This window comes from Methanococcoides mangrovi (assembly GCF_052057775.1).
In the GTDB taxonomy this organism is placed as follows: Archaea; Halobacteriota; Methanosarcinia; order Methanosarcinales; family Methanosarcinaceae; genus Methanococcoides.
The window spans coordinates 1957718-1980741 of the sequence record NZ_CP195121.1 but is presented as its reverse complement, the minus strand read 5'-3'; the positions used below and the strand labels follow the sequence as shown (position 1 = coordinate 1980741).

Annotated in this window: 20 protein-coding genes; 14 read left to right on the top strand and 6 right to left on the bottom strand. The window is 44.8% G+C overall.

Going from position 1 to position 23024, the window contains the following annotated elements; genetic code table 11:
* Window positions 1-127: 127 nt before the first annotated feature.
* From ACR3I3_RS09905 to ACR3I3_RS09895, 3 genes are all read right to left on the bottom strand, one after another.
* Complete coding sequence (locus ACR3I3_RS09905; RefSeq protein ID WP_440952096.1) at window positions 128-673, bottom strand: TIGR00288 family NYN domain-containing protein; 546 nt, start codon at window positions 671-673, stop codon at window positions 128-130.
* A 283-nt stretch (window positions 674-956) separates the two neighbouring features.
* The gene (locus tag ACR3I3_RS09900) at window positions 957-1376 is read right to left on the bottom strand and encodes a hypothetical protein (RefSeq protein WP_440952095.1); all 420 of its coding nucleotides are present in this window, start codon (window positions 1374-1376) and stop codon (window positions 957-959) included.
* Complete coding sequence (locus ACR3I3_RS09895) at window positions 1373-2254, bottom strand: rhomboid family intramembrane serine protease (protein ID WP_440952094.1); 882 nt, start codon at window positions 2252-2254, stop codon at window positions 1373-1375. Before ACR3I3_RS09895 ends, ACR3I3_RS09900 begins: the two co-directional genes overlap by 4 nt.
* A 493-nt stretch (window positions 2255-2747) precedes the next feature.
* On the opposite strand from ACR3I3_RS09895, the gene cdhA reads away from it, so the two are divergent.
* The 8 genes from cdhA (at window position 2748) to ACR3I3_RS09855 (ending at window position 13890) form a co-directional block, all read left to right on the top strand.
* A complete protein-coding gene (cdhA, locus tag ACR3I3_RS09890; RefSeq protein ID WP_440952093.1) occupies window positions 2748-5156 on the top strand; it encodes a CO dehydrogenase/acetyl-CoA synthase complex subunit alpha in 2409 nt (802 codons plus the stop codon).
* Between the two features lie 2 nt (window positions 5157-5158).
* A complete protein-coding gene (gene cdhB, locus ACR3I3_RS09885) occupies window positions 5159-5674 on the top strand; it encodes a CO dehydrogenase/acetyl-CoA synthase complex subunit epsilon (RefSeq protein ID WP_440952092.1) in 516 nt (171 codons plus the stop codon).
* A gap of 62 nt (window positions 5675-5736) precedes the next feature.
* Window positions 5737-7140, top strand: coding sequence for a CO dehydrogenase/CO-methylating acetyl-CoA synthase complex subunit beta (gene cdhC, locus ACR3I3_RS09880; protein WP_440952091.1), 1404 nt, complete (start codon window positions 5737-5739; stop codon window positions 7138-7140).
* 12 nt (window positions 7141-7152) lie between these two features.
* Entirely contained in the window at window positions 7153-7905 is a 753-nt protein-coding gene (locus ACR3I3_RS09875; RefSeq protein ID WP_440952090.1) for a nucleotide-binding protein, read from the top strand.
* Window positions 7906-7947: 42 nt separating this feature from the next.
* Window positions 7948-9264 (top strand): CO dehydrogenase/acetyl-CoA synthase subunit delta, encoded by a 1317-nt coding sequence (gene cdhD / locus ACR3I3_RS09870; RefSeq protein ID WP_440952089.1) that lies wholly within the window; start codon window positions 7948-7950, stop codon window positions 9262-9264.
* Window positions 9265-9267: 3 nt separating this feature from the next.
* Window positions 9268-10674 carry an acetyl-CoA decarbonylase/synthase complex subunit gamma gene (acsC, locus tag ACR3I3_RS09865; protein ID WP_440952088.1) on the top strand — a complete coding sequence of 469 codons (1407 nt, stop codon included), beginning with the start codon at window positions 9268-9270 and terminating at the stop codon, window positions 10672-10674.
* An 84-nt stretch (window positions 10675-10758) separates the two neighbouring features.
* The gene (locus ACR3I3_RS09860) at window positions 10759-11709 is read left to right on the top strand and encodes an alpha/beta hydrolase (protein WP_440952087.1); all 951 of its coding nucleotides are present in this window, start codon (window positions 10759-10761) and stop codon (window positions 11707-11709) included.
* 204 nt (window positions 11710-11913) lie between these two features.
* Window positions 11914-13890, top strand: coding sequence for a DUF2341 domain-containing protein (locus ACR3I3_RS09855; RefSeq protein ID WP_440952086.1), 1977 nt, complete (start codon window positions 11914-11916; stop codon window positions 13888-13890).
* A 296-nt stretch (window positions 13891-14186) separates the two neighbouring features.
* Here the strand turns inward: ACR3I3_RS09855 and ACR3I3_RS09850 are convergent, their stop codons facing one another.
* The 3 genes from ACR3I3_RS09850 to ACR3I3_RS09840 form a co-directional block, all read right to left on the bottom strand.
* Window positions 14187-14438, bottom strand: coding sequence for a hypothetical protein (locus ACR3I3_RS09850; protein ID WP_440952085.1), 252 nt, complete (start codon window positions 14436-14438; stop codon window positions 14187-14189).
* 2 nt (window positions 14439-14440) lie between these two features.
* Window positions 14441-15763, bottom strand: coding sequence for a hypothetical protein (locus tag ACR3I3_RS09845; protein ID WP_440952084.1), 1323 nt, complete (start codon window positions 15761-15763; stop codon window positions 14441-14443).
* A gap of 144 nt (window positions 15764-15907) precedes the next feature.
* The gene (locus tag ACR3I3_RS09840; RefSeq protein WP_440952083.1) at window positions 15908-17131 is read right to left on the bottom strand and encodes a hypothetical protein; all 1224 of its coding nucleotides are present in this window, start codon (window positions 17129-17131) and stop codon (window positions 15908-15910) included.
* Window positions 17132-17573: 442 nt separating this feature from the next.
* Between ACR3I3_RS09840 and ACR3I3_RS09835 the strand changes: the two genes are divergently transcribed.
* The 6 genes from ACR3I3_RS09835 (at window position 17574) to psmB (ending at window position 22990) form a co-directional block, all read left to right on the top strand.
* A complete protein-coding gene (locus tag ACR3I3_RS09835; protein WP_440952082.1) occupies window positions 17574-18800 on the top strand; it encodes an NAD(P)/FAD-dependent oxidoreductase in 1227 nt (408 codons plus the stop codon).
* 55 nt (window positions 18801-18855) lie between these two features.
* Window positions 18856-19917 carry a 60S ribosomal export protein NMD3 gene (locus tag ACR3I3_RS09830; RefSeq protein ID WP_440952081.1) on the top strand — a complete coding sequence of 354 codons (1062 nt, stop codon included), beginning with the start codon at window positions 18856-18858 and terminating at the stop codon, window positions 19915-19917.
* Entirely contained in the window at window positions 19883-21082 is a 1200-nt protein-coding gene (locus tag ACR3I3_RS09825) for an ATP-grasp domain-containing protein (protein ID WP_440952080.1), read from the top strand. The genes ACR3I3_RS09830 and ACR3I3_RS09825 overlap by 35 nt, the downstream gene beginning before the upstream one ends.
* A 134-nt stretch (window positions 21083-21216) precedes the next feature.
* A complete protein-coding gene (locus tag ACR3I3_RS09820; RefSeq protein WP_440952079.1) occupies window positions 21217-21714 on the top strand; it encodes a transcription factor in 498 nt (165 codons plus the stop codon).
* 2 nt (window positions 21715-21716) lie between these two features.
* Complete coding sequence (locus ACR3I3_RS09815) at window positions 21717-22223, top strand: TIGR00295 family protein (protein WP_440952078.1); 507 nt, start codon at window positions 21717-21719, stop codon at window positions 22221-22223.
* 134 nt (window positions 22224-22357) lie between these two features.
* Complete coding sequence (gene psmB, locus ACR3I3_RS09810) at window positions 22358-22990, top strand: archaeal proteasome endopeptidase complex subunit beta (RefSeq protein ID WP_440952077.1); 633 nt, start codon at window positions 22358-22360, stop codon at window positions 22988-22990.
* The last annotated feature ends 34 nt before the right edge of the window (window positions 22991-23024 follow it).

Below are 23024 nucleotides of genomic sequence, written 5' to 3'. Positions count from 1 at the left end.
AAAAATGGGGCTATTAAAGTCTGATTGATTGGTCGATTGATTGACCGATCGAATTATTTCATGCATGATCCTGTGAACTGCATGCAATATCATTTGCATGCAGGAAACAATTTTTCGTTTTTTGACTTTAAATTGTCGTGGACGCCTTGATAATGTGTGATCTGTCGTTTTCTTCCTCTTCGTAGTAGTTCATCTCGTTGTTCTCAAGTATCACAACATAATCGGAAGAGTTACGCAGAGCTGTTGAAAAACCCGGTTCAACTCCAAAGATGATGGTTTCTTTACCATGTTCATTGGCCTTGGTAAGAAGTGGTTTAAAGTCAGCATCTCTTGTTACCAATGCAATGGTATCAATGGTAGGGTTATATACAAGCTCCATTCCTTCTACTGCAAGACGAACATCAACATCACTGGAACAAATGATGGGCTCAAAACCATTGTTTTCGATCGCTTCTACCAGCTTGTCTGATGCATATTGGTTAAGGAATACTCTGCCTACCTTGACATTACCGTATTCCTTTAATACATCACGTATCTCTTCAAGGTTAACATTGAATTCCTTTCGCAGTACGTTAGGACCATCAACAAGGAGTCCTATGCGTCTCCTGTCGGTTTCCTTCTTTGTACTAAGATATTTGACAATGGAATTAAATCCGGTTTTAACGTGCTGCATGCTTCCCTCTATTTTATAACTAATATGATAATTTGTTTTATATATTTAAATTAATAATATCTATAACTATTATGTTATCACTGAATTGTGATGTTCATTATAAGGGATCACAAATGATCTATCTATATGTGATCTCCCCACTAACCCTTCCTTTTAAGAAATGAGCATATATTATTTAGTATCTCCGCTTGATCTAATTCCCCTGTTTGTTACTGCACATGTTCCAATGGTGACAAAAAATAATTTTATTTCTTATGATAAAAAGTTATGGATAAAAAAAGGATCATAATATATCTCCAAGATTACTTCTTTTTGCAGGCACTTCAACAGGTCTTTCTTCAAGCCTGAAGTGATTTATGGTCTTCTTGCCTTGCTTTTTTCTTGTATAGCGTAATTCCCCCCCATATAGGAGAAAGTCATTGAGGACATCTTCAAACTGGACGCGTTCTGTGTGCGAGAGCTCTATTATACTGATGCCTTCGAGGATCCAGTTGTATATCCTGAGAAGGAAGACCTCACGTACACGCTTAAGCTTCTGGGGGTCATAGTTGCAGGGGGGTGTAAGATATATCGTTCTTTTAAGCTCAGGTGACCATCCTGCCAGCCTCTCTTCCATTTCTATGAACTGGAATGGTATCTCCTCTCCTTCTCCGGGTCTTGGTCTGTATCGTGCGAGATGGCCGGTATCAGCTTTCAGGCTCACCACCTTCGGTTATCGTATGCTGCTCTTCTATATTGTTTTCTGTTATTCTTTATCCTGTATCCCATGTACAATCCGACAAGTACGCCACTAAGGTGTGCAGTATGTGCGACCATGTCATTTGCACCCATCAAAGCGAAATCGAGCAATGCAAAAAGCAGTAGTGCATATTTGATCCTCATTGGTATGAAATATACGTATACCTGCATGTCCGGGGCTAACACTGTAAGTGTTGCGAAAACTCCCATAATGGCGCCACTAGCTCCGATCATTGGGTATCCTGTACTGCTTGTAAGAGCATATCCAAAGGCTGCTATTATGCCTGATATGAAGTACACATAAAGGAACAGATCTTTTCCTATACGTCTTTCAAGCTCTCTTCCGAAGAAGAACAATACAAGCATGTTGAAAAAGAGGTGTCCGAACCCGGCATGCAGGAACATATGTGTGATCAGTGTCCATGGTCTTGTGAACATTGTACTTGGTACAAGCTGGAAGAGTTCCACGTAACCCGGTATAAGTTCAAGGAAAAATGAAATGATACAGATGAATATGATCGCCATTGACGGACTTGTCTTTATTGATGACCTTGTCCGGTGGACTGCACCTGTGGCAGCCCCTTTTGCAGCATTTCTGGCTGCATCCTTCATCATGTTCTTTATTACCTCGTCCATATCCTTGCCTTGTGACTGGCTGGCTGTATGGGTTCGGCTATATCCTGAGGTACCTGTGTTTCCTGAAGTGAATCCTGTACCTCGTTCCAGACCATCGCAGGCATGTCTTTCAGGAAGTCTGTGGTCTGAGCAGAACGTTTTGCCACAATGGCGGCATGTGAACATCATGGGTTCCTGCTTGCCACATATCCAGCATTTGTTATCCAATGTATCCTCCCGATCGGAAAAATATTATTTCGATCCATTATGTCAATATATGCTATCAAATAAAATGATTTCTGATAGATGATTTTTGACAAATTATTTATTGGAAACTAGTTTTATTATATGAATTATAGTGGCTTGTCCGATCATTTGCCTTTATGGATGTGATGATCCGTGATGCTCAGTAATATTTATCAGTTTTTACTGACCAGTTTGTTAACATCGTTACTTATGTTGGAGTGTGTCATGATCGGGCATGGTATGCCGTCTTAGCATTGTGTTTTTATATTCTGTAACGGTGTAAACTCATAAAAGAATTATCTAGTATAATCATGATAAATTATCACAACATTTATATATGAGATGTACATACTACCTCCAACATTGCAAAGACTGTACAGCAGTTATTACGTTTTATTCAATTCGTAACACCCGTGGAAAATAGTCTATATAATCGTTTAACTATGAAATGTTCAATCCAGAGGAGAGAAAACATATGAGTGAGCTAACTACAGGTAGTTTTTCTATCGACGACCTCGAAAATGTTCAGATCACCATCAACAACATTGTAGGTGCTATTGAAAAAGAAGCAGAACGCAGTGATGTTGAGCTTGGGCCTACAGTTAAGCCCGGCGTCTCAACACTAAGAGATTGGGATCACAATATTCTTGACAGGTATAATCCGGTCTATACTCCAATGTGTGACCAGTGCTGTTACTGTACTTTCGGACCATGTGACCTTAGCGGTAACAAAGAAGGAGCATGTGGTATCGACCTTGCAGGCCACAATGCACGTGAGTTCATGCTTCGTGTCATCACAGGTGCAGCAGCACACTCCGGACACGGAAGACACCTTCTCCATCACCTGATAGGTCTTTATGGTAAGGACCATCCACTTGATGTAGGTGCTACTAATATTATTGCTCCAAACGTCCAGCTTGTCACAGGTGTCCAGCCAAAGACACTCGGTGATCTTGACAGTGTCCTAAGCTATGTTGAGGAACAGCTTACCCAGCTGCTTGCAGCCGTCCACATGGGTCAGGAAGGAGCAGCTATCGATTTCGAGTCAAAGGCACTTCATGGCGGTATGCTCGATCACGTTGGTATGGAGATCTCAGATATCGCACAGATATCCTGTCTCGATTTCCCTAAGGCAGATGAGGAACCACCTCTTTCCGATATCGGTATGGGGTGCATTGACTCATCCAAGCCGACCCTGATCGTTATCGGACATAACGTTGCAGCGATCACTGATATCATTGATTACATGGATGAAAAGGGCCTCAATGATAAGATGGAGATCGGTGGTCTGTGCTGTACTGCACTTGACATGACCCGTTACAAGACCGGTGACAGGACAGCTCCGAACGCAAAGATCGTTGGTACACTTGCAAAAGAGCTCAAGACCATCAGGTCCGGAATCCCTGATGTTATCGTTGTCGATGAACAGTGTATCCGTGCTGATGTCCTCGAAGAGGCAAGCAAGCTCATGATCCCTGTCCTCACGACCAATGACAAGGTCATGTACGGTCTTAAGGACCGTTCCAATGATGATATCGAAGACATCCTTGAAGACCTTACCACCGGAAAGGAGAAGGGTGCACTCATGTTCGATTATGAGAAACTCGGAGAGCTTGCACCACGTCTTACTATGATGATGTCCGAGATCAGGAAGCAGAAAGGCATCAAGGCACTTCCTGCAGAAGAGGACCTTAAAGCAATTGCAGACAGCTGTGTCCATTGTGGTGCCTGTGAAATTGCATGTCCTGACAGTCTTCCTATCAGTGAGGCATTTACCCGCCTTAGTGAAGGTGACCTGACAAAGTTCGAGTGGCTCCATGACAAATGTATTGCATGTGGTCGTTGCGAATACGCATGTCCAAAGGGCATCGATATCGTCAACGTTATCGAGAAATCCTCACAGCGTGTCATCAGCGAGGAGGTAGGAAAGGTCCGTGTCGGCAGAGGACCTATCAGTGATCCTGAGATCAGGGAAGAAGGTGTCAACCTTGTACTTGGTACAACACCTGGTATCGTTGCCCTGGTCGGATGTTCCAATTATCCTGACGGAACAAAGGACCTCTACAAGATCGCAGATGAGATGCTTAGAAGGAACTACATCGTCGTTGTTTCAGGCTGTTCAGCAATGGACCTCGGTATGTATAAGAACGAGGACGGACTAACACTCTATGAGCAGTACCCATCAAGGTTCAGGAGTGGTGGACTGATGAACACAGGTTCATGTGTTTCAAACTCACACATCTCCGGAGCAGTTATCAAGGTCGCAGCTATCTTCGCACAGAAGAACATCTCCGGTAACTTCGAGGAGATCGCAGATTACACACTCAACCGTGTTGGTGCTGTTGGTGTTGCATGGGGTGCATATTCCCAGAAGGCAGCTTCCATCGGAACAGGCTGCTCAAGGCTTGGTATCCCTGTAATTCTCGGTCCTCATGGTTCAAAGTACCGCAGGGCACTCATTGCAAAGCCATATGAGGAAGAGAAATGGAAGGTCTACGATGCAAGGGACGGAAGCGAGATGAAGATCCCGGCAGCTCCGGAATATCTGCTTACCACTGCTGAGACCGTTGAGGAAATGATGCCAATGCTCGCAAAGAGTTGCATCCGCCCAAGTGACAACAACATGGGAAGGATGATCAAGCTGACACATTACATCGAGCTCAGCCAGAAATATCTTGGTGTCATGCCTGAAGACTGGTACAAGTTCGTCAGGACAGAGACAGATCTTCCGCTTGCAAAGCGTGAGGAGCTGCTGAAGATCCTGGAAGCAGAGCATGGATGGGAAATTGACTGGAAGAGAAAGAAGATCCTTTCCGGACCAGCAATGAAATCCGATGTTTCAGCCCAGCCGACTAACCTTAAGAGACTTTGTAAGGAGGCTTAATCATGGTCGACGTTATCAAGAACACTCAGGTACACTGCACATACGGTTGCAAGACCTCAAAGGCAGTACAGCCAAATGTAGCTGGAAAGATGATCTCAAAAGCAAAACGCCCTCTTTTCATCGTAGGATCACAGGTCCTTAAGGATGAAGAGCTGTTGAAGCGTACCATCGAGATCGCAAAGAAAGCAAACTTGCCGGTAGCTGCTACCGGCCACTCCATCAGTGGAATGGTTGACTCAGGCGTCAATGCAAAGTACATCAATGTCCATGCACTGGCAACCTATCTTTGTGATCCGAACTGGCAGGGACTTGACGGCGAAGGCCAGTATGATACCGTTATCATGCTTGGACACTTGAAATACTATCTCAACCAGGTACTTTCAGGTCTCAAGAGCTTTTCAAATCTTAAGTCCATTTCAATTGAAAGGCACTACGTCCAGAATGCTACTATGTCCTTCGGGAACATCAGTCCTGAAGTTCACATCGAGGCACTGGATGAACTGATCGAGAATCTCTAAGAGCGAACAAAATCACATAAATCATATTACGAACATTAGATGACCATTACGGAGGATAAAATATGGCAGAAGAATTCCCCTTTGAGATTTCCCCTATGTTCGAAGGGGAAAGGATTAGAAAGGACGGCATGTACGTCGAACTCTCAGGACCGAAATCAAAAGGATACGAGCTTGTAAGAGCTACACCCATGGATGAGGTAGAGGACGGTAAGTTCACACTTATCGGCCCTGACCTCTCTGAGATGGAAGAAGGTTCAAGATACCCATTTGCAATGATCTACAAGATCGCAGGAGAACTTGTGGAAGAAGACCTTGAGTCCATTGTAGAACGTAGGAACCACGACTTCCAGAACTACATCCAGGGTATGATGCACCTGAACCAGCGCTACGATGTGTGGGTTCGTATCAGCAAGGATGCTGTTGCAAAGGGCTTAACATCCTTTGAGCCGATCGCAAAGGCAGTTATGATGCTCTTCAAGAACGAACTTCCATTCATTGAGAAGGTCGAGGCTGTATATGTAACAGATCTTGCAGAGATCGAGAAAGAGATGGATGCCGTAAAGGCAGTCTATAAGTCAAGGGATGACAGGACCCGTGACCTGCACGATGAGGATGTAGACACATTCTACGGATGCAGTCTCTGTCAGTCATTCGCACCATCCAACGTCTGTGTTATCACACCGGACAGGATCTCACTCTGTGGTGCTATCAACTGGTTCGACGGCCGTGCAGCAGCAAAGGTCGATCCTGAAGGTCCACAGTTCGCTATTCCTAAGGGCGATGTGATCGATGCTGAGTCCGGTGAGTACTCCGGTGTCAACGAGATCGCAAAGTCACTCTCAAGCGGTGAATATGACCGCATTAAACTTCACTCATTCTTTGAATACCCACACACTTCCTGTGGTTGCTTCGAGGTAGTAGGTTTCTACATCCCTGAGGTCGATGGTATTGGTTGGGTAGACAGGGACTACGCAGGCACTGCACCAAATGGTCTTCCATTCTCAACAATGGCAGGTCAGACCGGTGGTGGAAAGCAGGTCGCAGGTTTCCTTGGTGTCGGTATCAACTACTTCAGGTCACCAAAGTTCATCCAGTCAGATGGTGGATGGGATCGTGTCGTATGGATGCCAAAGAACCTGAAGGACCGTGTACTTTCAGACATCCCTGCTGAGATCGCTGATAAGATCGCAACCGAAGAAGAGGCTGCAGACCTTGATTCACTTAGAAGCTTCCTCACTGACAAGAACCATCCGATCGTCGAGAGATGGGAAGCAGAGGAAGAACCTGAGGAAGAGGAGGTTCAGGAAGCGGCAGTTGCAGCACCAGCAATGATGCCAACCGCAATGCCAATGCAGGGTATGCCAATGATGATGATGCCACCTTCTTCCGGAACCGGCGGTGTCAAGATCATCCTCAAGAACGCAAAGGTCAGCATAGACAAAGTGATAATCCAGAGAAAGGAGTAAACGAGGTCTTCTGTGACTAAAGTAATTGCAATAACAGGTAAGGGCGGAACAGGGAAGACTGCGATAACCAGTCTTCTCATCCGTCACCTTACAAGAACTGACAAACTGGTCCTTGCAATCGATGCGGATCCGGACACGAACCTTCCGGAGACCCTTGGTTGCGAGACCCTCAAGACCGTCGGTGATATGAAACAGTTCATGCAGGATGAAAGGGACAACTTCCCCCCTGGTGTTAACAAGGAGACCATCTTCGAGTCAAAGATCTATGAGATCCTTGAGGAGATGGACAATTACGACCTTATCGTAATGGGCCGCCCGGAAGGTTCCGGATGCTACTGCTATGTTAACAACCTGCTCCGTGGTATCATGGACAAGGTAGTGAAGAACTACGATGTTGTCATTCTTGACACGGAAGCCGGACTTGAGCATTTCAGCCGTAAGATCATTCGTGATGTCGATGATCTCATCGTGGTTACTGATGGTTCAAGACGTGGTCTGAGAACCGCAGAACGCATCAGGGAACTCACCGAGGAACTTGAGACCAATGTCAGGAATATCTATGTTGTTGCGAACAAGGTTACAGACACCAACAAGGAAACGATCAGGGAAACCGCAGAAGGTCTTGACCTTGAACTGATCGGAACCGTTCCGATGGACAGCATGATCGCAGAGAGGGACCTTAAGGGATTGCCTCTTTTCGACCTTCCTGACGATTCTGAAGCTGTACAAGAGGTTGCAAAGATCGCGGAGAAACTTGGTCTGTAAGAACTTTCATTACTTCATTTAAGAAAATGGTGGAATTCATATATGTCAAACAAGATGAAATTATCAGGTCTCACTGATCTCTTCAAAGACCTTGATGTCGAGTCACTTGAAGGAGTGACCATTGAAGGAGACATCGAGCTCGATATCAGCGGAGGCGGAGGTCTTAACCCTGCTATGGCCTATGCACTTGGTCATGAGGCTGCACAGATCTCATTACATGTCGCAAATATTGCAAGGATGCTTGGATACCCTGTTGACCAGCTTTTCGCTGCATCAATGGGCGGTTTCCCACAGGCACCTATCGCCGGCCAGTCCCGGATAGAGCAGCTTCTCCCTGCAAAGTTCGATGTTGCAAAGATGAGCGAGTGGGCAACTCCTATCCAGGAAGTGACCCTTGGTGCCACATCAGCAGATGGCGGTTCCAGGAAGCACACCATCACCCTTGGTGGCGAGAACGCACTTCCATATTACTTCGATGCTGAGATGCCACACCGCAACTACGTTACAATGGATGTCTTCGACATGCCTATCGGAATGGCAAAAGCTGTCAAGGGCAACTACGAAGATGTCATCAACGATCCTGCAGAATGGGCAAAGAAGGTTGTACGTGACTTCAATGCAGATATGGTCACAATACACCTGATCTCAACAGATCCTCTCATCAACGACACACCTGCAAGGGAAGCAGCAAAGGTCGTAGAGGACGTACTTCAGGCAGTTGACGTACCTATCGTTATCGGTGGTTCAGGTAACCCACAGAAAGATCCTGAGGTCCTTGAAAAGGCAGCTGAGGTCGCAGAAGGCGAGCGCGTACTTTTGGCATCCGCAAGTCTTAACCTTGATTACGAAAGGGTTGCAAAGGCTGCAACAGACTACGGTCATGCAGTACTTTCCTGGACACAGCTTGAGATCAACGCACAGAAGGAGCTTAACAGGAAGCTCATGAAGCAGTGCGGAGTCCCAAGGGACAGCATCGTAATGGACCCGACAACCGCAGCTCTTGGTTACGGTCTGGACTATGCTTACACTAACATGGAGCGTATCAGGCTTGCAGCCCTCATGGGCGACGATGAACTGACGTTCCCAATGTCTTCCGGTACCACCAATGCATGGGGTGCCCGTGAGTCATGGATGAAGGAATCACCACTCTCACAGGATTCTGACTGGGGTCCACGTGAGTACAGAGGTCCTATCTGGGAGATCGTCACAGGTCTTACACTTTCACTTGCAGGGAACGACATGTTCATGATGATGCATCCAACATCTGTACAGGTGCTCAAGGAGATCACACAGACACTCTACGGTTCCATTGAGGCAGATGAGATCGACATTACTAACTGGATCGGAGCGGAGGTGTGATAAATGAAAATAAACAGCCCTCTTGAAGCTTACAAGTTCCTTCCGGGAACCAACTGTGGTCAGTGTGGTGAGACATCATGTATGGCATTCGCATCCCACCTTATCGACAGGTCACTGAAAGCCACTGACTGTACTCCTCTTGTTACCGAGGAGAAGTACAAGAAGAAGCACGGCGAGCTGGAAGCTCTTCTTGCACCTGAGATCAGGGAAGTTGTCATTGGTGTAGGTGAAAAGGCAGTTACCATCGGTGGCGACGATGTACTGCACCGTCACAAGCTCACATTCTTCAACAAGACCGCATTCGCATACGATGTCTGGGACACCATGGATGAGAGCGAAATGGTGGAAAGGGTCAACAAGATCCAGGACTTCAAGAAGTTCTATGTAGGTGATTTCCTTACCCTTGACATGATCGCAGTGCGCAGCGTTTCAGACGATCCTGCAAAGTTCGCAGCAGCAGTAAAGAAAGTAATGGAAACAACTGATTTCCCAATGGTGCTCTGTTCATTCAACCCTGAAGTTCTCAGGGCAGGACTTGAGGTTGCAGCAGAGAAGAGGCCACTTCTTTACGCAGCCAACAAGGACAACTGGCAGGATGTTGCAGCCCTTGCACAGGAATTCAATGTTCCTGTAACAGTGTTTGCACCAAATGACCTTGACATGCTCAAGTCAATGGCAAAGACATTCTCAGAGAACGGCATTGAGGACGTCGTGCTTGATCCGGGAACATTCCCGACAGGAAAGGGACTGAGAACAACCTTCCAGAACTTCCTGAAGATCAGAAGGGCAGGTATCAACGGTGACCGCGATATTGCGTTCCCGATCATGGCAGTGCCTCTTACAGCATGGCTGGCACACGATGATGATGTCAGTGCATCCTACTGGGAAACCGTGGTTGCATCAGTTTTCACTATCAAGTATGGTGACATTATGATCCTCCACAGTATCGAGCCATACGCACAGCTCCCACAGGTCCACATCCGTGACACCATCTACACCGACCCACGTAAGCCGGTCACAGTAGATCCGGGAGTCTATGAGGTAGGTTCACCGACAGCAGATTCACCACTGCTTGTCACGACCAACTTCGCCCTTACATACTACACAGTAGAGAGCGACCTGTCATCCAATGGCATTAACTGTTACCTCACAGCTATCGACACCGACGGTATTGGTGTAGAGGCTGCTGTCGCAGGCGGTCAGCTCACAGCTGCAAAGATCAAGAAGGGACTGGAGGAAGCAGGCTTCGACATGAGCAAGCTCAACAACAATGTGATTGTCCTTCCGGGACTTGCAGCACGTCTTCAGGGTGATGTGGAAGACGAAACAGGTTCAGCCGTTATGATCGGTCCGGCAGACTCAGGAAGACTTCCTGGCTGGATGGAACAGAACTGGCCACCAAAGAAATAAACGAACAAATAAACAAACTTATCCTGTCCGTGTCTTCCATGACACGGAAAACCTTTTTTTTATTGTGATACCTTTTGTTTAGCTATGGCTAAAACCAAACAAAATCAAACCAGATCAAAGAGCACGTTCCTAAAACGTCATAATAACGTTGTACTCCTGATCGGTGTTTCGCTGCTACTCGTAGGTTTCTACGGTGTATTCTACAGCGGCCAGGAAGATCCATGGGAAATGACGGATGACGGGCTGCTGTCCTATCCTGAGCGCGAAGAACTTCAGTATTCTATAATTGATATTGACGACTCGAACTCCGGATATGTTGTTAAGACCATCACATACACAAGCAGGGAATCCGAGGTTGATTCCCTTTTGACAATTCCTGCAACAACTGGCAATAACAGTGGTCCTGTTCCTTCTGTTGTGATCCTGCCGGGAGCAGGTGTAACCAAGGAGAACGAGCACAGCCTTTCTGTATTATTGGCGGATATGGGTTATGCATCCATTGTGATCGACCAGCGCAATCTTGGTGCGATAAATGTTGAACATGACATTATGGTCTTCAGAAACGGTGCCGAGCCGGAACAATTCCTCATGGTATATGATGCCCTGATGGCCTCAGATGTGCTTCGCGACCAGCCTGAGATCGATGACTCGAAGGTGGCAATGATTGGCTCAAGCAACGGAGGCAGGTTTGCGATCATTGCAACTTCTATTGATGATTCCATTGCCGGTGTTGTAGGCATAAGCACAAGTGGTTATGATTCGGATTCCCTGAACAGGGAGGATGTCATTGATCAGGCAGCTTATGACTTCTTCATATCCATTGACCCTGACAACTATCTGGGTGCAATATCACCACGTCCGTTTGTAATGATACACTCTCTCAATGATACCATCATTCCTTACGATGCCGCTTTGAAGACATTCGAAAAGGCCGATGAGCCAAAATCTTTCGGTACTGTTGATGGTACATCCCATGGCTATACTGATGCAATGTATCCTCATCTGGAAAGCGGTCTGGAAGAGATCTTTGCTTGATGGATGATAATTTGAGTTATCAGAAATCAAGCAAGAATAAAGGAATATTAACTGAATAATAAAAAATAAGTGGCATCCTTAAGGATGCCTTTTCTTTTCTGTGCGCAAGCAGCTCCATGATCCCTGTCATTGGCTTCAGTCAGGGTCCGGATTAACACATTCTATATAAATGAAATAGGGTAATATATAACATAGGTGAGTTGTATGAAAAGAAAAATAATCTTATTTCTGCTCATTTCCATAACTCTTTTCACCGGAATGATGGGTACATGCGTTGCTCTATCCAATGCAGGTGGAGGAGACTGGAATTATTCTGAAGAAATGACAATCAAAGAGAACTCTGGTAAGAATTTAATCAATTATCAGGTACAGGTTTTGCTTGACTCTACAAATTTCGATTTCTCAAAAGCAAATCCTGATGGGTCTGATATCAGATTTTCTGTAGAAGACAAGCAATTGTCTCATTGGATCGAAGAGTGGGATGCTGGATCAAAGAGAGCTATAGTATGGATCAAAGTTCCTTCTATTCCCTCTAATGGAATGACCGATGTGACAATACATTATGGAAATCCGGCTGCAACGGATATTAGCAGTGGGGATTCAACTTTCGATTTCTTCGATGATTTTGATGGAAAGAGCTTGAGCATTGCGAACTGGAGATCTGAAACAAATGGTGGAGGGGATGTTAATATTGGTAATGGGATCATTCGTCTGGAAGCACCTGTAAGGCACCCTGCAGATTATTCAAAAATAACTTCAAAGGATGCATTTGAAATAAACTCCATGTTCGTTGTCAAGAGAATGAAGGTTACTACTGGTACCGAACCAATAGGTCCGGTACTGGAGCAGGGACTTCTTGATCCGCAAGACGAAAGCGAAAATAAGATAGTCTATCGTACAGAACTCGCCAATGAGAGCAGGGTTTCATGGGCTTTGACGAGGGATGATGATAGGTTCAAGTCAAGAGATCTGACGGACCTTGGTATTGCGGAGGGGACATGGTATACATCAGGTATTGCATGGTATCAGGAGGATAATTTCAAAAAGGTCTCATGGTTCAAGAATGGGGTAAGAGACACAAGGATGGATTATTCCTATGACATTGAAAATGAAGATGAAACTGTAATTGACCACATCCCGGACAATGAATTGAAATTATACCTGTATTCAACTACGGCCAGCACAATAAAAAATATGGGATATATGGCTGTGGATTATGCATTTGTACGCAAATATACGCCACAGGAGCCAACCTTTTTACTTCCTGGAGAGGTCATTACGCAAGAGCCTGAGCCCTTACCGGAAAGTGATATACAGGTCGGTCAGCCAATTTTAAAGGATATTAACATGCCTGCCTCTGATGCTGGAGCACAAGCGATCTTTATCTTTGAGCCTTATTCTGATGACAGATCGATTTCCGTTATAAACGATCTGAAGGACAGTGGCATAAATACGGTGTTCCTGAGAACGGATGTCAATAATATCTGGAGCTCCGAAAGATTCATAAAATCTGCCCATGAAAATAACATGACGGTCCATGCAATGATCCTTGATGAAAAGAAGGATTTCGTGGATGGGATCGATGAAAGCTCAATTGAGGCGGTCGAGGCAGTCCTTGATTACAACACTAAATCACTTGCAGGATTTGATGGCATATACATAAGCCTGAAAACCTGCGATCCTGTTGAACTGGAACAGGTGTGTCAGGAAAATGCACAGCTTCTGGACGCTATCCATGAAAAAACAGCTGGAAAGACATTATTGGTTGCAGGAATTCCGGCAGCTTATGACAGGTCAAGTATAGAGGACATTACATCCAATGTTGATCTTTTTGTTCTAATGGCCCATGACATGGAGGAGGTCGAGCTTACAGCTGAAGAAATAGAGGATTCTGTTGCTTCAAAAATGGGAGAGATCAGAGGATCTGGAGAATATGCTCTGATCACAGTTGTCGTAAGCGAAGGATCCGATGATGAAGAAGTCAATGAACTGTTGAACAGTCTCTATGCCTACTACTCAGATGATCCCGCATTCCTGGGTGTTTCTCTTCTAATGCATGAAGACATGCAAGAAATTATAGGGGCTTCAGCACCTGCCGAAGAAAAGGGAATACCAGGGTTTGAAGCTATCTTTGCGATCATTGGTTTGCTATCGATCGCATATAGACTAAGGAAACAATGAGATCGTTGGCATAATCGGAATAGCTGAAAATGTGAATAGGATGGATATTTGGTAATCAATATTCCAATTATCCATTCATTAAGTTCTTTTTTAATGATCTCTTTTCTTTTATGCAGGTACTTCTCGAACTCAATCACGAAGAATATCTAAAATATCTAAAATATCTAATATAAGTAAAAGAATCTCTACAGCATTATATTACAGTATTCTTTAATAAGAGGACCCTTGCAAATATCATGCTGTTGGATGCATTGTGCTAATGATTAAAAAGAAAAAAAATCTGAACTGTTATCTGTTCAGACCTCTTCAATGATCAGTTTCTCGTCCTCATCAAGTTCAAGAAGTGTGGCTTCCAGTTCGTCAAGATCAGTTTCGAGATCATCTATCTCCGAATCGGTCAGCCCAATTCCTTCCTCCGCAAGTATCTCGTCTGCAGTTTGTGCTTCGGTATCTACTACCTCCTTTTCAGCCTGTTCTTCAACACAACCTGAGAAAGTGAGTCCTATCAGAAGTATCGCAAAAATTCCAATGTGCTTAAAGCTGACCATGATCATTCCTCCTGTGGCCTATTGCCTTCATCATTTTGACCGGATACATCGGCTCCTTTCACATTTTCAGTTCCGAAATCAGCCGACATTTCTTCTTCTTCTTCTTCTACAATGCCTTCGTCATCGACATTTTCAGCTTCTGAAACCTCTCCTGCAAACTCGGTTACGAATGCTTCTGCACCCTCACCAATCCGATATGATCCCTCACCTGAGAGTGAAGCAGTTCCGTCTCCCTCTGCAAAGACTGTCATGTCCTCACCACGGACCATAATGGTTAGCATGCTTCCATTGATGATAGCATCACCGGTGAAGTCGTGGTATACAAGGGCATGTTCTCCATCTTGTGCTCTTTCCTCATTAACAAGGTCATATGTTCCAATGATATCAATATATGAATCTCCGGCAAGATCCTTGATAACAAGCATTGCGTTTGTTGCACTGATGGAGACTTCCAGCTGTCCGGAAAGAACAATAGTCCCATCTCCTTCTGCATTAAGAGGACCTTCGCCGGCCATGTTCACAAAACCGTTTCTGAACTGCTTCATCTCCCTGTGGAGCTCCCTGAGCCTTTCGTTGGCTTCTCTGCTCTTCTCAATTGCTTCATCAACATCACCTTCTTCCAGGAGTGATCCTGCTTCAGCTCTCAGTTCATTGTATCCAGCAAGCATTTCCTGAAGATCCTCGACATCCTCGCCGTTCTGTTCCATTTCTCTTATTTCATTCTGCAGGCGTTCAGATATGCGATCGGTGTTGGCAATATGATTCTCAAGTTTTTCCTCAACCTTTACTATAGTGAAGTTTTGAATGTCCTTTATTGCATCCATCCAGAGCTTCTTTATATCTCTCATTGCATCAGCGAGCTCCTTTCTTGTCTCGGCTTCTTCGACAATAACTCTGGCAAGTTCCAGTTCATCGATGTAACTGTCAATGGTCTCGTTTACATCTTCGGGATAGTCGCCTTCATCCTTTATACTCTCGAGACGAAGTACCATGTAATCGATTGTACTATTGAGGTAAACCTTAGATGCATCGATCATCTCTTCAGTTGTAAATTCACCTCTTGCCTGCTGCCTCTTTACCATCTGGAACTCATATGTCAGATTGTTGTATTCATTCCTAGCCTCCTGAATATTCACTCTATCCTGTGTCCTAATCCTATCTTGTTCCTGCAGGCTGAACGCTTCACTGGAATTGTTCATCTGCGTTTGTCCGGGTGCAGCCTCAGATTCATTTTGAGTATCTGCAAGTGCTGTCATGGGGAGTAAGCTGACCACCATCAGAACAGCGGCAAAAACTGCAAGATTTTTTATAGTTCTTAATTTCATTCTGACTTCCTCCAATATTATGAAATAAACTTACAAAATAACATGTTATATTATTGAGAATTTTATGTTGTCTCATAATATATGTACTATTTTAATTAAAAAATAAAAAATATAATTCTAATATCTAAGACCTATCCCTGATATTTACTTATTTTTACCCCCTTTCTTCTTTGATTGCGAATTTCCCATCACAATAGCATTGCTTTCTCCATAAAATTCCGTGCCTGCGGGATATATGCCTTCTTCAAATGCACCCCTTATATAGAATGGGACTGAACCAGTTGTATCATCGCCATTACAGGAAGCTTCAAGAAAAGCACCAACCGTAACGAGATCGCCTTCAGAATTATTTCCGAGTTCGAAATTGAAAACAGATCTTCTGGTATACTGCAATACCAGGTTACCTGTTTCGGGGCTGATCTCATACATATCGTGATTATCCTTGATATCTTCAGCAGTTATTGCAATTTCACCGACGACAAGATTCCCATTTTCATCATAAATTCCATCATCCTCAGTCAAAATGATCCCCATCTCGATGTTCACAAGAGCCTTGTCGTTCATATCCTGAACATCATATGGTTCATAATCGACTTCAGGAGTGTCTGCATCAGTACCGTTTGCGTTGTCCTTGACCTCCATGCCAAACATAGAACATTTAGACTCCAGCATGATCGTAAGAGGTGAGACCAAAGCATGTACTACTACAGGATCACATGTGGGCTCAATGGCATTTATGCCTGCAACTTTGCTGATGGGATAATCCGCTTCATCAGAGGAAGTCACGTGTTTTCCTCCATTACCTCCATTTCCTCCAGTTTTTTCAGGCATTTCTCCCTTTACCTTTACAGCGACGACCGGATCGGTTGCTTCGAATTGTACATCATCCAGTTCGTACGTTTCCGGATATTTGATCGTACCTGTTACCACAAATTTCAATGGGCTATCAATGTTATCACTAATAGATCCGGGATCTAATGATACACTGGATCTGGATATCATGATCGCTAGAACGAAATCATCGGTATTTTCACTTTGTTTAATTTCAAAACGGTCAAATTCCGCATAATTTCCGAATATTTCACCACCTGTACTATTGGTGATCTCGACATAGAAGTCTGTCTCATTTAGCTTTAATTCGTCAGCCAGGCCGCTAGTGTTGATCTCTTCAAATGATGGGTATCCCTCTAATATTTCATCTAAAACGGGATCATAGACATCCAGTTCCAGCCATGGGCTGTTTGCACTTAGGACGAACATATCTGGCATTACTTCCATTTCAACCTCAACTTCTTCTGCTGAGACTACGGACAAGCTCATCAATACAAGAGCCAGCCCTACAAATATTGCTATATTTTTGTTTCTCATATGTACCACCCTTTAAATTTATAGAAATCTGTCAATATTTTAAATTGTGTAGGTAATTCCCCACCCTACAACAAATATTTACAAACTCATACCACCATTTACAATTCCATACCCCAATCTAATATTCGATACCACCACCTTGCACAATAATTCAAGTGTGCGATTATCTTTATATAAAAATTAGACTTATATGTGTAAATACTTTACTAACATTCAAAAAGTAAACGGCGTTAACTCTTATTCATTTTAAAAGTTGTAGATTTTATTGTAAATGCCTTAATCAGGAAGCATCGCTTAATGTAAAGCTTCAACTCGATTTAATCGTAAAAAGGTATGTATTTATATTAGCAACAGCTGCCATATAATCTTAAATAAAATAACTTAAATGTAACAATCGTCCCGAACTGTCAGATATAATCTTCGGGACTTTTGGAGCAATATTATGAAAGAACGGTATGATGTGATCGTTGTAGGGGCCGGACCGGCTGGTTCGATAGCAGCAACAACTGCTGCAAGGAAAGGACTTTCCGTTCTTCTTGTTGAGAAGCGACAGGAGATCGGTGCACCTGTAAGGTGTGCTGAAGGTGTTAGCAAGCTCAGGCTCCAGCAACACATTGAACCGGATGAGAGGTGGATCTGTTCTGAGGTTAAGGGTGCACATATCATAGCTCCCAATGGCATTACGATCACGATGTCCGAGGAAAATGCCGGTTCTGAGGTAGGTTATGTCCTTGACAGGAAGGTCTTTGACCGTGCACTTGCAGAGCAGAGTGCAGAAGCCGGGGCTGAAGTTCTTGTAAAAGCAAGGGTCACCGGACTTATCATTGAGAAAGAGACCGTATGCGGCGTTCACCTGATGTATCGTGGTGAGATGCATGAGATCCGTTCTGATATTGTCATTGGTGCTGATGGTGTGGAATCCAAGGTTGGCAGGTGGGCGGGTATCAATACTTTCCTGAAACCTTCACATATTGAGACATGTGCACAGTTCCTTGTCAGCGGCGTTGGCATTGACCAGGAATATTGTTACTTCTACATCGGAAATGAGGTTGCACCTGCCGGATACGTCTGGCTGTTCCCAAAAGGCGGCGACCTTGCGAACGTTGGTATCGGCATACTCGGGAACCGTTCCGGGGGCAGAAGGTCTATTGACCTGCTGACCGATTTCATGGAAAAGAACATTCCTGAAGGAAGGATCATTGAACGCGTAGCAGGCGCTGTTCCTGCAAGTGGTCCTGTCGAGAAGACAATTGCCAGTGGACTGATGCTTGTGGGCGATGCAGCCAGGCAGTCCGATCCTTTTACAGGAGGCGGTATCAGCAACGCCATGGATGCCGGTATGATGGCAGGAGAGGTTGCAGCAAAAGCGATAGCTTCAGGTGATGTCTCGGAGAAGATGCTACAGGAGTATGAAACGCGCTGGCGTGAATCCATCGGAAAGGACATCGGTAACAGCCTTATTGTGAAAGATACCTTTTTCAACATGGCTGATGAGGATCTCAACTGCCTTGCAGAATCTGTAAAGGACGTTAGCTTTGACAAGATGGATTTCATCGTGCTCGTGGCTGCTCTGTTCAAGAAGAACAAGAAGCTTTTGTGGAGTCTCAGGCCATTGTTCACTCAAAAGTTGAAGCAGAAGTTCTCTGCCAGGGGCATGTTCCGGAAATGAAGTTTTTGTGATAGACAAAAGACTAATATCTAACTACTGACCATTCACACACCTGATGAGCCTTACATTGTGCCCCAAATGCGGGGCAGAGACCAAAAGACTCTACAAAAACGTTTGTAGAAAATGCTTTTTAGAAAACTTTACATTAGCTGTGCTTCCGCTTGTTCTCCATGCAAGGATATGTTCCAGGTGTAATGCACGTTTTGACCGCAACAAGTGGCGGGATGAAGGAGATCTTGAGGATATCGTGATCAGGACAGTTGAGGATGAGCTATTTGTCCACGAGGAAGCGGATGATGTCGATATAATCATGGAGCCACGGCAGATGACCCCTCATCTCTACAAGGTGAAAGTAGAGATCGATGCAATGGTAGAAGGTGAGCCATTGCATCAGGACCTTGAGACGGAGGTCCGCATAATTCGTGAAGCCTGTGACAGGTGCAGTCGGATGGCAGGTGGATACTTTGAGGCAATCCTGCAGATAAGGGCAACTAACAGGATAGTAACTCCTGAAGAGGTCGACGCCTGCAAACTTATCTGTGCTGACATGGTTGAGAAATTGTGGAAAAAGGGAGATCGCTTTGCGTTCATCACGGAAACTCTCGATTCAAAGGACGGTGCTGATATCTATCTTGGCTCTGCAAATGCAGGCCGTCAGATCTGCAAGGCCATAGTTTCCGAATTTGGTGGTTCCTATTCTGAATCTCCTTCACTTTATAGCCATAAGGACGGTAAGGACCTTTACAGGATCACGTTCTCTATGAGATTGCCAGAGTTCATGCCTGGTGACATCATTCTCTATAAAGGGGATGTTATAGAGATCCGTAACTCCGGTAAGACATCCAAAGGTATTTACCTTGCAAGCGGTGCAAAGTTCCTGGAAGAGACGGAGAGGCTGGATGGTGCCATACGCATAGCTAACAGGAATGATGCGGTTGCTGCCGTTCTTGTGGATGTTGAGGGTGATGAGATCATGGTGCTTGATCCTCTTACATACCAGACGATCACATTGAAGAAACCAATGTTCTTCTCATCCGAGCCAGGCAGTGAGATCCCGGTGATAAGTACCGAGAAAGGATTGTTTGCCCTCCCTGAGGACAGTTCACACAGGCTCTAAGGAGGCCACACATCTGGAGAACGTTCTCGTTTTAGGATACAGCAGCAGGAACATAGCCTGCTCCGCCAGGAAGGCCGGATACAATGTCTATGCGATCGATGCTTTCTGTGACATGGACCTGAAGGAAAATACTGTAGCCTGCCAGTCCCTTCTTACAGATGAGAGCATCGATATCAAGAACATAGATAAAAAGACGATACTTGAACTGATCGATAACTTTGATGTTTCTCCTGATGCCATCGTACTTGGTTCCGGTTTTGAGGAGCTCGACCTGAGCGATCGATCCTGGAAGATCCTGAACAATGATCCGGATGTCATGAAAAAAGCATCAGACAAATCATCTCTTGCAAAAGAGCTCGAATCCCTGGATATCCCTCATCCTGTTTCATTCGATGTGGATGAAGCCTGTGAGATCGGTTACCCGCTTATGGTAAAACCAAAGTGCGCAGGTGGGGGTCGGTTGAACAGGATCGCCCATAATGAAGATGACCTGATCACTATTCTTGATGAACTGCTACTTATCGATCCGACACTATCATCAGATGATATTATGGTCCAGGAATTCCTTTCCGGTTTTCCGGCAAGTGTGTCTCTTGTTGCAGACGGGAATCGTTCAGTACCGATCGCAGCCAACGAGCAGCTCATAGGCATTCCCTGGCTGTCAGGTTTACCTTTTGCTTATTGTGGGAATATTACGCCCTACAGGACACCTTACACCCGTCAAATGTATGATATTTCAGAAAAGATCGCAATAGGGTTAGGACTTGTCGGTTCCAACGGTGTGGATTTCCTTCTGACAGATTCAGGCCCTGTGGTAATTGAGGTGAATGCCAGGTTACAGGGCAGTCTGGATAGTGTTGAGATGGCTACCGGCCTGAACCTTTTCGATCTTCATGTCAAGGCATTTGAAGGCGTCCTGCCGGAAAAGGCCCCTGATATCTTGCAATATGCCATAAGGGCTGTGGTATATGCGGACAAAGAGATGTCTGTGGATAGCTCCTTTTATGAAAAGCTTGCAGGTGAGCCAATTGCTGATATTCCGACAGAGGGGTATCAGGCATTTACTGACGATCCGATCACTTCAGTACTTGCAACCGGCAAAAATCGTGAAGATGTTATGGAAAAGGTTATCAGTGTGACCAGGAAGATAAGGGGCCTGAATTGACCTTATTTATAAGGTCGGCGTGGTTTTTTGTGGAATAGCTATAAATAATAAAATACACAAGAGTCCTATCCTTAATATTATATTTATTTATACGATCTACTTATACATACTATCTTACTTGCAAGGTGATATTATTGACAGATTTAAATGATCCAGTCGTCCGGGGATATCTTATACAATTGATGGGTGAAGAGGGGCTTGAGATGATAGAGAAGATGCCAGAGGGCGAGGTCACTGACGAGCAGATCGCCGAAGCTACCGGTGTCATGCTCAACATTGTCAGAAGGACGCTTTTCATCATGAACGAGAACAAGCTTGCGATCTGCAGGAGGGAGCGTGATTCCAGTAGTGGATGGCTGACATACCTGTGGCAGCTGGACCTTAGTGACATTGAATCCCATCTTGCAAAGGAAAAGAAGAAACTTATAAGGAATCTCAAGATGCGTCTTGAATTTGAAGGGGACAATGTGTTCTACACGTGTCCTGAAGGATGTGTAAGGTTCCAGTTCAACGATGCCAGTGGATGTGAGTTCCTCTGTCCGGTATGCGGTGAGGACCTTATGTTCGAGGACAATTCCCCAATGGTTGAAAAGCTCTCCAAACGTCTTAATGACCTTCAATCAAAAAGCTGATCATGATAACGCCTTCCGATGCCCTGAGATTGCTTGAGGAAGCAGGTTGTGCAGCTAATGTTATTCGTCATTGTCAGGTAGTTTCGGGTATTGCAGTGGAGATCGCTGCTGCATACAGGGAGGCTGGGAATGATGTTGATCTTGAAATAGTGGAGATCGGAGCTCTCCTTCATGATATCGGCAGGTCCCGTACCCATGGGATACGGCATGCCCTTGAAGGTGTATCGATAGCTGAAGAGCTTGGTCTGGACTCACGCATTGTAATGATCATCAAGAATCACATCGGTGCGGGTATAACCCGGCAGGAGGCCCTGGTTCTGGGTATTCCTGAGGATGATTATCTTCCTGTCACTCTTGAAGAGAAAATAGTATGTCATGCTGATAATCTTGTAATGGGTGAAGAACGTGTGAACATCTCACGTTGTATCAGGCGTATGCAGGACAGGGGTATGGGTCAGGAGGCCATAACCAGGGTCCGGGATCTTGCAGATGAGATCGGTATCATTTGATCTCTGATCTAGCATTTCAAAAATCACTATGGATAAATTTATATAATAAAATCACTAAACAGATGTTGTATTGCGGGAAGCAAGACACATTTTTACCTATTGATTTTCTCGTTTTTTGCTATGAGGTATAATTAATGGATAATGATAAGCATTTAAAAGGCACAACTACTGTAGGTATAGTGTGCTCTGATGGGGTAGTCCTTGCTACTGAACAGAGGGCAACCATGGGCAACTTTATCGCAAGCAAGACTGCAAAGAAGATCTACCAGATCGATGATCTTGTAGGAATGACCACAGCAGGTTCTGTAGGTGATGCACAGCAGATCGTACGTGTCATTAGTGTAGAATCCAAACTTTTCAAGATGAGGAGGCAGGAGTCTGTTACGATCAAAGGTATTGCAACACTTCTCTCCAACCTGTTAAGCGGTCAGAGGTATTATCCACTTATGGTGCAGTTACTCATAGGCGGATTTGACAAGAACGGACCTGCGGTCTATTCACTGGATGCTCTCGGTGGAAAGATCGAAGAGACCAAGGCAGTTGCAACAGGTTCAGGTTCCCCGATGGCTTATGGTGTCCTTGAGGACCGTTACAAAGATGACATGACCGTAGAAGAGGGAGTTGACCTTGCAATACGTGCTCTTCACAATGCGATGAAGAGAGATTCCGCTTCCGGTGAAGGCATTGATGTCGTTGTGATCACAAAAGACAAATATGAAAGACTTGATCAGGAAGAGGTTAAGAAAAAACGTGAAGCCCTAAACTGATCCCATGAAGATAAGATCCGTTCTATGGTTTTGA

Excerpts from the sequence above, each read along its gene's own strand:
- ACR3I3_RS09905 (WP_440952096.1), bottom strand. The coding sequence starts at position 673 with ATGCAGCACGTTAAAACCGGATTTAATTCCATTGTCAAATATCTTAGT.
- cdhA (WP_440952093.1), top strand. The coding sequence starts at position 2,748 with ATGAGTGAGCTAACTACAGGTAGTTTTTCTATCGACGACCTCGAAAAT.
- cdhB (WP_440952092.1), top strand. The coding sequence starts at position 5,159 with ATGGTCGACGTTATCAAGAACACTCAGGTACACTGCACATACGGTTGC.
- cdhC (WP_440952091.1), top strand. The coding sequence starts at position 5,737 with ATGGCAGAAGAATTCCCCTTTGAGATTTCCCCTATGTTCGAAGGGGAA.
- cdhD (WP_440952089.1), top strand. The coding sequence starts at position 7,948 with ATGTCAAACAAGATGAAATTATCAGGTCTCACTGATCTCTTCAAAGAC.
- acsC (WP_440952088.1), top strand. The coding sequence starts at position 9,268 with ATGAAAATAAACAGCCCTCTTGAAGCTTACAAGTTCCTTCCGGGAACC.
- ACR3I3_RS09860 (WP_440952087.1), top strand. The coding sequence starts at position 10,759 with ATGGCTAAAACCAAACAAAATCAAACCAGATCAAAGAGCACGTTCCTA.
- ACR3I3_RS09855 (WP_440952086.1), top strand. The coding sequence starts at position 11,914 with ATGAAAAGAAAAATAATCTTATTTCTGCTCATTTCCATAACTCTTTTC.
- ACR3I3_RS09850 (WP_440952085.1), bottom strand. The coding sequence starts at position 14,438 with ATGGTCAGCTTTAAGCACATTGGAATTTTTGCGATACTTCTGATAGGA.
- ACR3I3_RS09845 (WP_440952084.1), bottom strand. The coding sequence starts at position 15,763 with ATGAAATTAAGAACTATAAAAAATCTTGCAGTTTTTGCCGCTGTTCTG.
- ACR3I3_RS09840 (WP_440952083.1), bottom strand. The coding sequence starts at position 17,131 with ATGAGAAACAAAAATATAGCAATATTTGTAGGGCTGGCTCTTGTATTG.
- ACR3I3_RS09835 (WP_440952082.1), top strand. The coding sequence starts at position 17,574 with ATGAAAGAACGGTATGATGTGATCGTTGTAGGGGCCGGACCGGCTGGT.
- ACR3I3_RS09830 (WP_440952081.1), top strand. The coding sequence starts at position 18,856 with ATGAGCCTTACATTGTGCCCCAAATGCGGGGCAGAGACCAAAAGACTC.
- ACR3I3_RS09815 (WP_440952078.1), top strand. The coding sequence starts at position 21,717 with ATGATAACGCCTTCCGATGCCCTGAGATTGCTTGAGGAAGCAGGTTGT.
- psmB (WP_440952077.1), top strand. The coding sequence starts at position 22,358 with ATGGATAATGATAAGCATTTAAAAGGCACAACTACTGTAGGTATAGTG.